Annotated in this window: 12 protein-coding genes; 4 read left to right on the forward strand and 8 right to left on the reverse strand. The window is 69.9% G+C overall.

From position 1 onward, the window contains the following. Positions 1-113: 113 nt before the first annotated feature. On the forward strand, positions 114-950 hold the full coding sequence (locus Q0C38_RS06595) for a PAS domain-containing protein (RefSeq protein WP_291296276.1): 837 nt from the start codon (positions 114-116) through the stop codon (positions 948-950). Here the strand turns inward: Q0C38_RS06595 and Q0C38_RS06600 are convergent, their stop codons facing one another. The 4 genes from Q0C38_RS06600 to Q0C38_RS06615 form a co-directional block, all read right to left on the reverse strand. Beyond that, on the reverse strand, positions 951-2327 hold the full coding sequence (locus Q0C38_RS06600; protein WP_291296277.1) for an LLM class flavin-dependent oxidoreductase: 1377 nt from the start codon (positions 2325-2327) through the stop codon (positions 951-953). Then, positions 2324-2812: a Cu(I)-responsive transcriptional regulator gene (gene cueR / locus Q0C38_RS06605; protein ID WP_291296380.1), complete on the reverse strand. Its 489-nt coding sequence runs from the start codon at positions 2810-2812 to the stop codon at positions 2324-2326. Before cueR ends, Q0C38_RS06600 begins: the two co-directional genes overlap by 4 nt. A 19-nt stretch (positions 2813-2831) precedes the next feature. Beyond that, positions 2832-5120 (reverse strand): heavy metal translocating P-type ATPase, encoded by a 2289-nt coding sequence (locus Q0C38_RS06610; protein WP_291296278.1) that lies wholly within the window; start codon positions 5118-5120, stop codon positions 2832-2834. Positions 5121-5216: 96 nt separating this feature from the next. Continuing rightward, positions 5217-6203, reverse strand: coding sequence for a tripartite tricarboxylate transporter substrate binding protein (locus Q0C38_RS06615; RefSeq protein ID WP_291296279.1), 987 nt, complete (start codon positions 6201-6203; stop codon positions 5217-5219). An 81-nt stretch (positions 6204-6284) separates the two neighbouring features. Here Q0C38_RS06615 and Q0C38_RS06620 point away from each other — a divergent pair, with 81 nt between their 5' ends. Genes Q0C38_RS06620 through Q0C38_RS06630 form a run of 3 tightly spaced genes read left to right on the forward strand, consistent with a single transcriptional unit; the run spans position 6285 to position 9393 of the window. Then, positions 6285-7559, forward strand: a complete 1275-nt coding sequence (locus tag Q0C38_RS06620) for a M20 family metallopeptidase (protein ID WP_291296280.1) — start codon at positions 6285-6287, stop codon at positions 7557-7559. Further along, positions 7559-8380 (forward strand): D-glutamate cyclase family protein, encoded by an 822-nt coding sequence (locus Q0C38_RS06625; RefSeq protein ID WP_291296281.1) that lies wholly within the window; start codon positions 7559-7561, stop codon positions 8378-8380. The genes Q0C38_RS06620 and Q0C38_RS06625 overlap by 1 nt, the downstream gene beginning before the upstream one ends. Positions 8381-8412: 32 nt before the next feature. Continuing rightward, complete coding sequence (locus Q0C38_RS06630; protein ID WP_291296282.1) at positions 8413-9393, forward strand: tripartite tricarboxylate transporter substrate binding protein; 981 nt, start codon at positions 8413-8415, stop codon at positions 9391-9393. Positions 9394-9402: 9 nt separating this feature from the next. On the opposite strand, the gene Q0C38_RS06635 is transcribed toward Q0C38_RS06630, so the two are convergent. The 4 genes from Q0C38_RS06635 to Q0C38_RS06650 are packed head-to-tail and all read right to left on the reverse strand — an operon-like array spanning position 9403 to position 13500. Beyond that, entirely contained in the window at positions 9403-10497 is a 1095-nt protein-coding gene (locus Q0C38_RS06635) for an ABC transporter ATP-binding protein (protein ID WP_291296283.1), read from the reverse strand. Next, complete coding sequence (locus tag Q0C38_RS06640) at positions 10494-11285, reverse strand: BtpA/SgcQ family protein (RefSeq protein WP_291296284.1); 792 nt, start codon at positions 11283-11285, stop codon at positions 10494-10496. Before Q0C38_RS06640 ends, Q0C38_RS06635 begins: the two co-directional genes overlap by 4 nt. After that, positions 11282-12346, reverse strand: coding sequence for a carbohydrate kinase family protein (locus tag Q0C38_RS06645; RefSeq protein ID WP_291296285.1), 1065 nt, complete (start codon positions 12344-12346; stop codon positions 11282-11284). The genes Q0C38_RS06640 and Q0C38_RS06645 overlap by 4 nt, the downstream gene beginning before the upstream one ends. Next, positions 12343-13500 carry an SIS domain-containing protein gene (locus Q0C38_RS06650; RefSeq protein WP_291296286.1) on the reverse strand — a complete coding sequence of 386 codons (1158 nt, stop codon included), beginning with the start codon at positions 13498-13500 and terminating at the stop codon, positions 12343-12345. The genes Q0C38_RS06645 and Q0C38_RS06650 overlap by 4 nt, the downstream gene beginning before the upstream one ends. Between the last annotated feature and the right edge of the window lie 41 nt (positions 13501-13541).

Below are 13541 nucleotides of genomic sequence, written 5' to 3' on the forward strand. Positions count from 1 at the left end.
TCTTTCCCCGAGTACATGACAGGTTTTGGAGGACCCATGTCAACGCTGTTGCCGTGCGGCGCAGCAATTTCAGCGGACTGGCGCAAATATGCTAAAGTGCATATCATGAACCGATGCAAGCCGCTAACCGCCCCCCCGCCCGCCCCAATCTCCACTCGGTGCTCGAGCATGTCGGCGCGCTGTTTCCCGGCCACGCCATGCGCCGGCTTCGATTGCCGGACGGAACGTTCCGCTACACCTATGCCAGCCCACATCTGCGGCAGAGCTTCGGGCTCGACGTCGCTGCCATCGTCGCGCAGCGCCCGGCCGAGCACGAGTGGATCCATCCCGACGACCGTGAGCGCTTCGTCGCTGCACTGCATCGTTCGGCTGACGAGCTGTCACCGTTCGATGAGGAGGTGCGCGTGCTGACGCCCGATGGCGGTGTGCGATGGGTGCGCAGCATGAGCCAGCCGGCCTGCCTGGCGGATGGGACGATCGCGTGGGATGGGATCGCGCTTGACGTGACAGAACGGCGAGAGGCGACCGCAGCACTCGAGCGGGCGGTGGCGCTTGCGCGCGCGGCCGAGGCGCGATCGTTCCGACCCGGCCCGCCTCTGGAACCAGACCTCATCGGCGCGATCGCCGATGCAGCCCGCGTGCTGGCCGGCGAGGTGAGGACGCGGCGGGGCAAGGAGGCGGCCGAGCGCCTGCGATCGCTCCTCGCCAGCATCCCGGCCGATCAGCCGGCCCCGCCACTCGCGCTTGCTCCTCTGATCGCTGCGCTGTCGCCGCGGCGGCGCGCTGTCGCGGCGCTGCTGGCAGAGGGGCTGTCGAATCGTGACATCGGCCTTCGGCTGGGCATCACCGAGGGCACTGCTAAACTGCACGTTACAGCCGTGCTGCGACACCTCGGCGTAACGCGGCGTGCTGCTGTTGCGGCGTTGCTCGCGAAAGCGTCGGCGCGCTGACTACGGCCAGTGTCGGTGCCTTGCCGCGACGTGGCTCTCGGGCAGGCGAGGGCCCGCGCGGAACAGCTTCTCCCGATAGCTGCCTTCGGCGTATGACGATTTGTATACACCACGCTCCTGGAGCACGGGCACCACGAGGGCGATGAAGGCCTCCAGGCATTCCGGCATCACCGTGCGCGACAGGTTGAAGCCATCGACGTTGGCCTCATCCACCCAGGCCTGAAGCGCATCGGCAACCTGGTGCGGATCGCCGACGATGGGCGGCTGGCGGCTGCCGAGCACGGATTGCGCGAGCAGCGTCCGCTTGGTCCAGGCAGGCCCGGCGACCTTCACCATCGCATCGACGTTCGAGCGGATCGCCTGCGTCGGCGCGGCCGCGATCGGCTCATCCATCCCGTAGCGGGCGAAGTCGATGCCCAGCGATGCCGAGGCGTGGGCGAGCGTGGCCTCCGCGCTCGCATGCGCCGCGTAGTCGGCGAGCAGGCTCTGTGCCTCCCGCTCCGTCCGGCCGACGACCACGGTCGCGCCGACGAAGACGAGGATCTGGCGTGGTGCCGCGCGCGCCCTGAGGTCATCGACCAGTGCGCGCACGACGGAGGGCTTGCTGCCGTTGACGAACACGCATTCGGCATGGGTCGCGGCGAAGCGCCGGCCACGATCGCTCGCGCCGGCCTGGTAGAGCACCGGCGTTCGTTGCAGTGACGGTTCGCAGAGGTGGATCGCGTTGATCCGATACTGCCGGCCCTCATGCACGACCGCGCGCACGCGGGTTGGGTCCGTGTAGCCATTCCCCGCGGCATCGCGCCGAACGGCATCGTCCGCCCAGCTGCCTTCCCACAGCGCGTACACCGCCTCCATGTACTCATCGGCAAGGTCGTAGCGATCGTCGTGCTGCATCTGTCCGTCATAGCCGAGCGCGCGGGCAGCGCTGTCGAGATAGCCGGTGACGATGTTCCAGCCGACGCGACCGGCAGTGAGATGGTCGAGCGTGCTCATCCGCCGCGCGAACAGGTAAGGCGGTTCGTAGGCGGTGTTCGAGGTGACGCCGAAGCCGAGCTCTGTCGTGACCGCCGCCATCGCAGGAATGGTGAGCATCGGGTCGAGCAACGGCACCTGCACGCCGCCGCTGAGCGCCGCATCGCGGTTCCCGCCATGGACATCGTAGACGCCAAGCACATCGGCGAGGAACAGCCCGTCGAACAGCCCGCGTTCGAGCCTGCGCGCAAGGTCGGTCCAGTGGCCGATCGTCGTGTAGCCGCGGCTGTTGTCGCGTGGGTGCGTCCACATCCCCTGCTGGATGTGCCCCGGCGTCGCCATGTCGAACGCGTTGAGGCGGATTTCCCGTGGCTGTCGGTCCGGCACTGTTCGCTCCGTCATCGCGCCGTGCTGCGCTGTGCGCGCCTGCGTGCCGGCATGTCCCGCGTCATCGTCGCTGCTCCTTCCTCGTGTCGCGTGGTGTCGTGAGGCTGTGTCCCGCTTTCTGCAAGGTCCAGCAGGATCGGGCAATCGGGACGCTGGTCGCCGTGGCAATGCGTGGCGAGTGCCGCGAGGGTCGCTGCCATCGCCTCGAGGGCCGCGATGCGACCGCGCAGCGCTGCGACATGCCCGAGCGCGATCTCTTTCACATCGGCGCTGTGGCGGGAACGGTCATGCCACAGCGCGAGAAGCTCGGCGATCGCATCCGTTGTGAAGCCGAGGTCGCGGGCGCGGCGGATGAAGCGGAGCGTGTGCACATCCGCTTCCGTGTAGTGACGGTAACCCGCACCCGAGCGCGTCGCCCTGGCGATCAGCCCCGTCGTCTCGTAGTAGCGGATCATCTTCGCCGAGACGCCTGATGCTGCCGCAGCCTCGCCGATCGTCATCGCCATTCCTGCCACCCCCTCACGCAGCGCCAAGGCGCACGCGGCGAAGCCTGAGCGCATTGGCGACGACGAACACGCTCGACAGCGCCATCGCGGCCGCGGCCAGCATCGGTGACAGCAGCACGCCCCAGAGTGGATAGAGGATGCCTGCGGCAACCGGGATCAGGGCTGCGTTGTAGGCGAAAGCCCAGAACAGGTTCTCGCGGATGTTGCGGATCGTTGCCTGCGACAGCGCGACGGCGGTGACGACACCGGCGAGATCGCCCGAGATCAGCACCACGTCGGCTGCCGCGATGGCAATGTCGGTTCCCGTGCCGATCGCGATGCCGACATCGGCTGCCGCAAGCGCCGGCGCATCGTTGATGCCGTCACCCACGAAGGCGATCGCGCCGTGGCGGTCGCGCAAGCCCTGCAAGGCGTCGACCTTGCCGCCAGGCAGTACCTCGGCCACCACGGTGTCGATGCCGAGCTCCCGCGCGATCGCCCCTGCTGTGCGCGCATTGTCGCCGGTGATCATTGCGACGGTGAGGCCGAGGCCGCGCATCGCATCGATGGCCGCGCGCGTCGTTGGCTTCACCGCGTCCGCCACCGCGATCACGGCAGCGAGCCTGCCGTCGACCGCGGCGTAGAGCGTCGTGCGCCCAGCATCGGCGAGACGCTCCGCCTCCGCGCCGAGATCGCCAAGTTCCACGCCCACGCTCGCCATGAACCGCGCCGTGCCGATCTCGACGCGCGCTTCCCCAACCATGCCGCGTACGCCCATGCCGGGGAGCGCGGTGACGGCGGTGGCATTGGGCACGGTGATGCCGCTCTCGCGGGCTGCGGCAAGGATGGCCTTGGCGATCGGGTGCTCCGATCGGGCCTCGACCGCCGCCACCTGGGCCAGCAGCGCTTCACGCACGATGCCATCGGCGAGGATCAGGTTGGTCATCTCCGGATGGCCCTTTGTGAGCGTGCCGGTCTTGTCGAGTGCGATGATGCGCGCATCCTTCAGCGCCTGCAGCGCCTCGCCCTTGCGGAACAGCACGCCAGCCTCTGCCGCCCGCCCTGTGCCGACCATGATCGAGGTGGGCGTCGCGAGGCCCATCGCACAGGGGCAGGCGATGATGAGAACGGCGATGGCGTTGACGAGCGCGAGCGCGAACCCACCCTCCGGCCCGAGCACGAGCCACAGCACGAAGGTTGCGGCTGACATTGCCATGACGGCAGGAACGAACCACAGCGTCACGCGATCGACCATCGCCTGGATCGGCAGCTTCGACGCCTGTGCGTCACCGACCATCCGGATGATCTGCGCCAGCAGCATGTCGGCGCCCACCTTGGTGGCGCGGAACGAGAACGCGCCACTCTGGTTCACCGTGCCGCCGACCACCGCCGCCCCTGGCCCCTTCGCCGCCGGGATCGGTTCGCCGGTGATCATCGCCTCGTCGACGAAGCTCTCCCCCTCGATCACCTGGCCATCGACCGCGATGCGCTCGCCAGGCCTCACCTCGACGATGTCGCCACGCTGCACGTCAGCGATCGGCAGATCAGCCACGATGCCGTCGCGGCGGACACGCGCGGTGTGCGGCTGCAACGCCACGAGCCGCCTGATCGCCGCAGATGTCCGCCCCTTCGCGCGTGCCTCGAGCAGGCGGCCGAGCAGGATCAGCGTCACGATCACGGCGGCCGCCTCGAACCAGACATGCGCCGTTCCCTCTGGCAAAATGGAGGGGGCGAGCGTGGCGACCACGGAGAACCCATAGGCCGCGCCCGTGCCGACGGCGACGAGGGAGTTCATGTCGGGCGCGCCGTGCAGCAGGGCCGGGATGCCAATGCTGAAGAATCGCCGACCGGGGCCAAGCAGCACGATCGTCGTGAGCGTGAGTTGGATCAGCCGGTTCGCCTGCTCGCCGATCGTCTCGCCGATGAGGTGATGGACCGCCGGCACGAGATGGGCGCCCATCGCGAGCACGAACACCGGCAGCGTGAGCACGGCTGCGATGATGAGCGAGCGCGTCAGCGCCGCCATCTCCGCTGCGTGCCGCTCATCCGCCTCGTCGGATGCTTTCTCCGGCGAGACGATCGGTGCGGCGCCGTACCCCGCCCGCTCGACGGCGGCGACGAGGGCAGTGGGCGCGACGCGGCCCGCGGGGAAGGTGACGGTCGCACGCTCGGTCGCGAGATTGACGATCGCGTCCGACACGCCCTCGACCGCCCGCAGGGCCCGTTCGGCGCGGCCGACGCAGGAGGCGCAGGTCATTCCCGTAATTGTGAGGTCGACGCTGTCGCGCCGCGTCGCGTCACGGATCTGTGCAATGGCGTTCACGGCGCTCTCCACGATCGTTCAAGGACCGCGAGAACAGATGAGGCTTCCCATGATGGGAAGGTCAAGCCTGCGATTGCTCCCTTTCCGGGGGAGCGGTCAATTCGCCTTGATGCCGCGCTCCTGGATCAGCCTGCCCCAGGCCTGCATCTCGCCTGCCATGAACCGGGCCAGGTCGTCGGGGGTTCCCGGGGCTGCCTGGATGCTGAGTTCGGCGAACTTCGCCCGGACCGAGGGGGCATTGAGCGCCGCACCGAACACCGTATTGAGCCGCGCGACGACGGCATCCGGCGTTGCTGCCGGGACCACGAGCGCCGACCACGCGACGGCGCCGTATCCGGGCACGCCGGCCTCGGCGATGGTCGGCACGTCCGGCAGTGCCGTCGAGCGCTCGGCCGAGCTTACGCCAAGCGCCTTGAGGCGGCCGCCCTGGATGTGCGCGAGTGCCTCCGGCACGCTGACGATCATGGAATCGACCCTGCCGCCGATGATGTCGGGCAGCGCGGCGGTGGAGCCGCGATACGGCACGTGCTCGATCCGCACATCGGCCATCGCCTTGAACATCTCGCCCGCGAGGTGCGAGGCGGAGCCGACACCGGAGGACGCCATCGTCAACCGCCCCGGCGTCGCGCGGGCCAGCGCCAGGAAGGCCGCGACGGAGGTGGCATCGACGCTCGGGCCGATGACGAGCACGTTGGGAACGATGCCGGCCATGATCACCGGGCGGATGTCGGTGCGCGGGTTCCAGCCCAGGTTGTCGATCAGGAACACGTTCGATGCGCAGCCGAGCGTGCACATCAGGATGGTATGGCCATCGGGCGTGGCCCGTGCGCCAGCCTGCATGCCGATGTTGCCGCCGGCGCCGGTGCGGTTCTCGACCTGCACGGGCTGGCCGAGCATCGGTGCAGCCTGCTCCGCGAGCAGGCGGGCGACGATGTCGGGTGCGCCGCCCGGTGCGAAGGGAACGATGATGCGCAGCGGTTGCGTCGGGAAGCCCTGGGCCTGCACCTGGGCCTGCACCGGCGCGGCGCCGGGCGCGAGCACCGCCGCGAGGCCGATGAGTGCTGCCATCACACGCTGTCGCATCCGCACTCTCCCCGACTTGCTGCCCAGAGTGTTGCTCCGCCGGCACTTCACAGCGCGACGGAAATCACTGAACATTGCGCGATGAACACGGTCAAGGGGGACGGGATGGACGTCGGGGCGATGTCGGCGCGCGCGCGTGCGGCGATCGACACGGACGGGATGGTCGACCTCCTGCGCAGCATGATCGCGATCCCGAGCCAGCATTTCGAGGAGGCGGCGGTCGCTGCCTTCATGACCGCGCGGATGCGCGAGGTAGGCTTCGCGATCACCGAGATGGACGTGCACCACCCGCTGCAGGAAGGCCGCGTGACGCGCCAGGCGATCGGGCGCCTCGCGGGTACAGGCGGCGGGCCGACGGTGATGGTCAACGGGCATCTCGACGTGAACGTGCTGATGCCCGGCTGGACGGTCGATCCGCATTCCGCACATTTCGAGAACGGATGGATCTGGGGCCTCGGCGCGCAGGATGACAAGGGCGGGCTTGCCGCTGCCTTCTGCGCCATCCTCGCCATCCAGCGCGCCGGCATCGCGTTGCGCGGCGATGTGCTGTTCTGCCCCGTCGCTGCCCACAAGGTGGGCGGAACCGGCACGCGCACCCTGGTCAAGCAGGGCGTGACGGCGGATTACTGCATCAACCTCGAACACTCCGCCAACACGATCGGCTCCGTCATCGTCGGCTCCGTTCGCGTGCGCCTCCGCACGCGCACGCCGGGCCTGTTCTTCCGCTTCACAGAGGAGGCGCGGGCCGGCTACTTCAACCCGATCGAGCAGCATGCCGTTCTCATCGGCGCGTTCGGGCCGAGCCTCACGCCGCTGCCCCACAACGGCTGGGCGCGGTTCCGCCCGCACCCGCAGCTGCCGGGCTTCCCGATGATCCGCTACGATGCCGTGACGAAGGACCATTACGGCACGGCGGCCGACCTCGTGTTCCAGGTGCGCACGGTGCCAGGCATGACGCTCGAAAGCGTCACGCAGGACGCGCTGGCCGTCGTCGCCCGGCTGAAGGAGCAGTATCCGGCTCTCGACTGCGAGGTGATCGTGCCGGCGAACGGGCCGAACGACCCATTCTTCATGGAGCCGACGGCGCTCGAGAACGACCATCCCCTCGTTGCCGCGATGATCGATGGCTACCGCCACGCCACGGGGCAGGAGCCGCAGGTGGGCGGCGTCGAACGCATCGGCAATTTCGGCGATGGCAACGTGCTTCAGGCCGCCGGCATCCCCTCCGTCCAGTTCGGGCCGGGCGACATCAAGCGCTATCCCGAATGGCCCGCACCCGATGAGCGCGTGCATGTCGATGAGCTTGTGACGACGGCGCGCACGGTAGCCCACACCCTCGTCGCCCTCTGCGGATGATGGACGGGGTGCCGCCCGTGCTGGACCGCGAGGCGCTGAGCCGGGCGCCGCCGCACGCGGTGCGCGAAGCGATCCGCGAACGGCGGTGGACGGGCAACACCAAGCGCCTCGCGCTCGGCTTCCACCAGGCGAACGTGACGATCGTGCCCGAGCGCCATGCCTTCGACTTCATGCGCTTCTGCCAGCGCAACCCACGCTCGCTTCCCCTCCTCGACGTGACCGATCCTGGGGATCCTTCGCCCCCGATCGCCGCACCGGGCGCTGACCTTCGCACCGACATCCCTGCCTTCTGCATCTATCGCAACGGCGTGCTTGCGGAACGTGTCACCGATCTCAGCGCCGTATGGCGAAGCGATCACGTGGCGTTCCTCACCGGCTGCAACCTCTCCATGGACCAGGTGCTGATCGAGGCCGGCATCGCGTTCCCGCATCTCGTGCGCGAGGATGCATTCCCCGCGCAGTATCGCTCCAGCCTCGCGGCACGCGCGGCGGGCGTGTTCCAGGGGCCGGTGGTGCTGAGCTATCGCCCGGTGCCGGAGGCGCAGCTTCTCCGCGTGATCGAGCTGACCTCGCGCTTTCCGCTCTGCCATGGCGGGCCGGTGCATATCGGCGACCCATCACGCGTCGGCATCACCGATCTCGCCGCGATCGACTGGGGCCGGCGGCCCGACCCCGCACCCGGCACCGTGCCCTGCTTCTGGGCGTGCGGCATCACCGCCCAGGCCGCAGCGGAGGCAAGCGGCATTCCCGAAATGATCACGCACGCCCCCGGGCACATGTTCGTGACCGACCTTCCCGTATCGGACCGCAGCTTCGGCTGAGCGGCAGCGACGCGCTGCACAGGAGAGAGCCCATGTTGAGACGCACAATCCTCGCCGCTTCGCTGGCAGCCCTTGCCGGCGCTGCTCCCGCACCGGTGCTGGCGCAGGCCGAGCCATGGCCAACGCGGCCGGTGCGCCTTGTGCTTCCCTTCGCCGCCGGCGGGGCGGCGGACGTGGTGATCCGCATCGTCGGTGCTGCCGTCGCGGAGCGCACGGGACAAAACATGGTGGTGGAGAACCGCACGGGCGGCAGCGGCAATATCGGCACCGAGGCCGTCGCGCGCGCGCCTGCCGATGGCTACACCTTTCTCGTCGGCAGCCCGGGGACGCTCGCGATCAACCCGCACATGTTCCAGCGCCTGCCGTATGACGTGCGGCGCGATTTCGTCGCGGTGTCGCACGTCGCGAGCTTCCCGCAGGTCCTCGTCGTCCACCCGGGTGTGCCGGCGACGACGATCGAGGAGTTCATCGCGCTGGCCCAGCGCTCTCCGGGAACGATCAACTATGGCTCGGGCGGCAATGCATCGACCGGCCATCTCATCACCGAGATGTTCCGCAGCCAGGCCGGCATCCAGATCGAGCATGTGCCGTTCCGGGGCGGCGCGCCGGCCGCACAGGCGCTGATCGCCGGCACCGTGCAGATGGTGATCGATGGCTTGCCGACCTGGCTGAGCTACATGGGTGGCAACCAGATCAGGATCCTGGCTGTCACGTCGGGCCAGCGCTGGCCTGGCCTGCCCGACGTCCCCGCGATCGGTGAACGCGCCGTTCCCGGGTTCGACCTCGGCTCATGGGTGGTGCTCGCCGCTCCCGCCGGAACGCCGCCCGCCATCCTCGCGCGCTTCGCCGCCGAGATCGACCAGGCACTCGCGCGCGACGACGTGCGCCAGCGCCTCGCCCAGGCCGGTGCGCTGCCCGCTGGAGGGACGCCGGAGGTCGCGCAGGCCTTCCATCTCCGAGAGCTCGAGAAGTGGAAGCGCGTGGTCGAGGTCTCGGGCGCGACGATCAACTGAGCTGGGCGTTCAGCCAGCAGCGCCGGCTGGGAACACGAGCGTATCGACTGCCGGCCATGACAGCGTGACCGTTTCGCCGGACGCCGCCTCAGCGTCGGCGGCATCGAGCTCTGCCAGCAGCCGTTCACCCGGTCCTGCCGCCAGCGTCATGACGAGGCGGGAGCCGAGGAAGATCCGGTCGGTCACGGTCGCGGTGATGCTGTTCATGCCGCCATCCGATCCGCGCCCGAGGCGCAGCGCCTCGGGCCGGAGGCCGATCTCGACCGCGGCACCGCTCATGAATGACCCAGGTGCCTGGATGCGCCCGTGCGCCGTGTCGACAGAGACCAGGCCCTCTGCTGTTCCGACGACACGGCCTGCGATCAGGCATGACCGACCGACGAAATCGAGAACGAAACGGCTGCGTGGCTTGGCATAGAGCTCGCGTGGTGCCGCGAGCTGCTCGAGCCTGCCCTGGTTCATCACGCCGATCCTGTCGGCGAGGATCAGCGCCTCCTCCTGGTCATGCGTGACGAACACTGTCGTGATGCCCAGGCGTCGGATGAGCTGGCGAAGCTCGACCTGCACGCTCTCGCGCAGCTTGCGGTCGAGCGCGGCGAGGGGCTCGTCGAGCAGCAGCAGGCTCGGCGCGAAGGCAAGCGCGCGGGCGAGAGCCACGCGCTGCTGTTGTCCGCCCGAGAGGGCGCTGATGCGCCGGGCGGCATAGTCCTCCATCTGCACCAGTCGCAGGGCCTCGGCCACGCGCGGCGCCCGGTCCGCCCGCGCGACGCGGCGGACGGCAAGGCCGAACCCGACATTCTCCGCGACGGTGAGGTGCGGAAACAGCGCATAGTTCTGGAACACGACGCCGATGTTGCGCCGGTGCGGCGGCAGGCGAGTCACATCCTTGCCCGCGAGTATCACCGTTCCCCCATCCGGCTGGACGAGACCGGCGATGATCCGCAGCAGCGTCGTCTTGCCGCAGCCGGAGGGGCCAAGCAGCGCGATGAACTCGCCCTTGTCGACGGCGAGATCGACCCCGTCGAGCACCACGGCTGCGCCATAGGCCTTGTCGACCTGCGTGATGCCGAGATACGCCGCAGCGGGCTGGCTGGCGGCGCTCACGCCGGCCTCGCGCTGCGTGCTGCGTCCATGAAGGCGCGGCAGCGTGCCGCGTCCCAGAGAACGTTGCCCTTCGCCTGCCTGGCGCGAAGCGATGTCGAGACGATCACGCCGTCTGCGGTGCCGAGTGCGGCGCCGACATTCGTTTCGTCGACGCTGCCGCCGATCACGATCGGCCGCTTCGTACCTGCCGCGCGTGCCACTGCGATCCGCGCGAGGGTGTCGGCGAAGTCCGACCCGGTGATCACGAGCGCATCGGCGCCAAGCCCCTCGTTCCAGAGTGCTGCGCGTTCCGCGGGCACGTCGCCGAGCGGAACCGATGTTCGGTCCTGCACATCGGCGAGGATGGCGATGTCAGGCCGGCCCAGGGCGGCGCGATAGGCGGTTGCCGTTGGGCCGAGCGCCTGGCGCGTTCCCTCTGCCGTCACGGCCGCTCCGGCGAAAACCTTCAGCCGCACGAAGCTCGCGCCGGCCGCGTGGGCGATGGCGAGCGGCGCGGCGGCATCGTGTGCCTGCACGATGATGCCGACGGCAAGGCCAGGAAAGCTGCGGCGGACGAGGGCGGCGAGCATCGCCGTGACGGCGATGGTCTCTGCGGTCGCCTCCGCCGGCACGCGCGTCTGGTCCTGGATCTTGACGGCCGGGATGCCGGCATCGTGGAACACGCGCGCGTTGGCGAGCACGTAGTCCTCGAGTTCAGCGATGTCGCGCGCACCGCCGGGTCCGAGCGCAGGCAGGTGCAGCGCAGCGATCACCAGCGGTGGCGCCGAGAACAGTGGATGCGCGGTCATGCGGCGACCCTTGCGGCAGTGGTGAGTGTGGGGGGACGTGCGATCCCGAGTGTGGCAAGCAGTGCCGCGAGCCGATCCGCCGCGACCGGGCGATCGGCGTCGAGCACGGTCTCGACCCCGAAGCCTTCGACGGCGAAGGATGCAGAGACACTGCCGCAGCAGGCGGCGAGCACGGCATCGCCGGTCGCAGCGAAGGCAGCGAGGAAGCCGCCGCAGAAGGCGTCGCCGGCCCCGGTCGGGTCGCGCGGCGTGACAGGAACGGCAGGAACGGCGAGCGGGGTATCCTTTGCGCGGTCCCAGACAAGGCAGCCGCGGGGCCCACGCTTGACCACCAGGGTTGCCGTGCTGCGCGAGGCGAGGGCCGCGAGCGCATCCTCTGCCGGCAGGCCTGGCAACAGCGCGGCAAGCTCGCGCTCGCTCGGCGCGAACACATCGATGAGGGCGAGCAGTTCATCGACCCGCGCGGGCGCCCAGGCGGCGCGGCCCATGCCGGGATCGAGCGAGATGCGCGCACCACCTTCGCGGAACATGCGCGCGAGCATCGCCTGCATGCCGGGCAGGTCAGGCGCGAGGTGGATGGCGCGCGCGGCAGGGAAATGCGGCGGGACCTGCTCCTCCGTCACCGGGTTGGCGCGGCGGAAGGCGCCGTAGGAGTGTGCTGTGGAAGGGGTGGCGCGCAGCGCATCTTCGAGCGCGGCGATCCCTGCCGCGTCCAGGCGGTCGCGCGGCAGGCCGAGGCGATCGAGGATCGCCGCCGGCGCGTCGACATGATCGAGGCGCGATCCATCGGCGCGGTGAACGAGCCAGCCCGGCGCGTCGATCGCGGCGGCAACGGGGACGATGCCGCGAAGGTCCATCCCCGCCGCCGCAAGACGCGACAGCCAGGGCTTCGGGTAGGCTTGGGGGATGCGGCCCAGCAGCCCGATTGAGGGTGCCCAGAGCCGCGCGCCCGCGGCCGCGTAGGCGGCATTGCCCCCCATGACGTTGAGCCCGAGCGTGCCGTCGAGACCGACGACGCAGTCGATCGTGAAACCTCCGGCGACGACGATGCCGGGGCTCACGGCGCCGCCGTGCCCTCGGGGAACGCGCCGGGATAGCCGAGGCCCTGCGCGAAGCGTGCGATCGCGAAATGATAGGCGAACAGGTGAAGCGGCACGGCATGGATGAGCGGGGCGATGATGTCGGGTACGACAGGCAGGCGCACCACGTCATCGGCGAGCGCCGCGATCTCGGTCTCGCCTTCCGGCAGCAGGGCGACGAGCCGGCCGCTGCACCCGCGCGACATGATCGCGGTATCGAGCGCGCGCGCATGGCTCGCCGCATCGGGCGCGACCATCACCAGCACGTCGCCGGGCTTCTGGGAGCGGTAGTGGTGATACTCCTCGAGTGGCATGGCTGCCGCGTGGATCGGCGAAAGCTCACGCACCTTCGCGGCACCGAAGGCAGCGGCGGCGAGATGCGGCCCGGCACCGGTGAATTGCAGGTAGCGCACCCGCGCGAGCGAGGCGGCCAGCGCCGCCATCGGAGCGTCCGTCGCCGCTGCGGTCGCGTCCATCAGGCCGGGCAGGGCTGCCAGCGCCTGCCGCGCCGGGTCTGCGGCAGAAGCGCGCCCGCGCGAGGCTGCCAGGGCGGCCGCGATGGCGATCAGCAGTGCGGCGGCTGCGGTGCTCGACTGCGTCGGCCAGCCCTTGCGGGTGGCCTTGATCAGGAAGCCATGGTCGTAGTCGGTCAGCAGCGGGCGGTCGGGCGTGTTCGAGAGGCCGATCGTCATCGCCCCGCGTGCCTTCGCCTGGTTCAGCGCCTCCTGCACCGGCGGCGTCGCGCCGCTCGCGCTCAGCCCGAACACGATCGTGCCCGCATCGGCCGTCACAGCGGCGTAGTGCGCCCAGTCGAAGGCCTGCGCGGGTTCGAGCGGGACCCCGAGGCAGCGCTCCCACGCCAGGCGCACGGCGGTGCCGACGATCCACGAATCGCCGCAGCCGACGACGACGGCCCGGCGCAGGTCCCGCCCCGCGGCGGCCGCGGCGAGGTCCGCGATGCCGGGTGCGGCGGCGGCCAGCGTCTCGCTGATCGCCGAGCCCTGCACGAGCGCTTCCTCGCGCGTTCTGTCCACCCTGGCGCGGCGATGGGGGTCATTGCCCTCGTCGGTCGAGGGTTCCGCGCGCAGGGCCCGGAACCGCTCGATCAGCGCGGGGGGGAGCTCATCCTTGGTCACGTGGCCACTGCCTCTCTTTTTGCCGCCGCTGCACACGCGAT

The sequence above is a fragment of the Elioraea sp. genome, from assembly GCF_022842375.1.
Classification (GTDB): domain Bacteria; phylum Pseudomonadota; class Alphaproteobacteria; order Acetobacterales; family Acetobacteraceae; genus Elioraea_A.

Excerpts from the sequence above, each read along its gene's own strand:
- Q0C38_RS06595 (WP_291296276.1), top strand. The coding sequence starts at position 114 with ATGCAAGCCGCTAACCGCCCCCCCGCCCGCCCCAATCTCCACTCGGTG.
- Q0C38_RS06600 (WP_291296277.1), bottom strand. The coding sequence starts at position 2,327 with ATGACGGAGCGAACAGTGCCGGACCGACAGCCACGGGAAATCCGCCTC.
- cueR (WP_291296380.1), bottom strand. The coding sequence starts at position 2,812 with ATGACGATCGGCGAGGCTGCGGCAGCATCAGGCGTCTCGGCGAAGATG.
- Q0C38_RS06615 (WP_291296279.1), bottom strand. The coding sequence starts at position 6,203 with ATGCGACAGCGTGTGATGGCAGCACTCATCGGCCTCGCGGCGGTGCTC.
- Q0C38_RS06620 (WP_291296280.1), top strand. The coding sequence starts at position 6,285 with ATGAACACGGTCAAGGGGGACGGGATGGACGTCGGGGCGATGTCGGCG.
- Q0C38_RS06625 (WP_291296281.1), top strand. The coding sequence starts at position 7,559 with ATGGACGGGGTGCCGCCCGTGCTGGACCGCGAGGCGCTGAGCCGGGCG.
- Q0C38_RS06630 (WP_291296282.1), top strand. The coding sequence starts at position 8,413 with ATGTTGAGACGCACAATCCTCGCCGCTTCGCTGGCAGCCCTTGCCGGC.
- Q0C38_RS06640 (WP_291296284.1), bottom strand. The coding sequence starts at position 11,285 with ATGACCGCGCATCCACTGTTCTCGGCGCCACCGCTGGTGATCGCTGCG.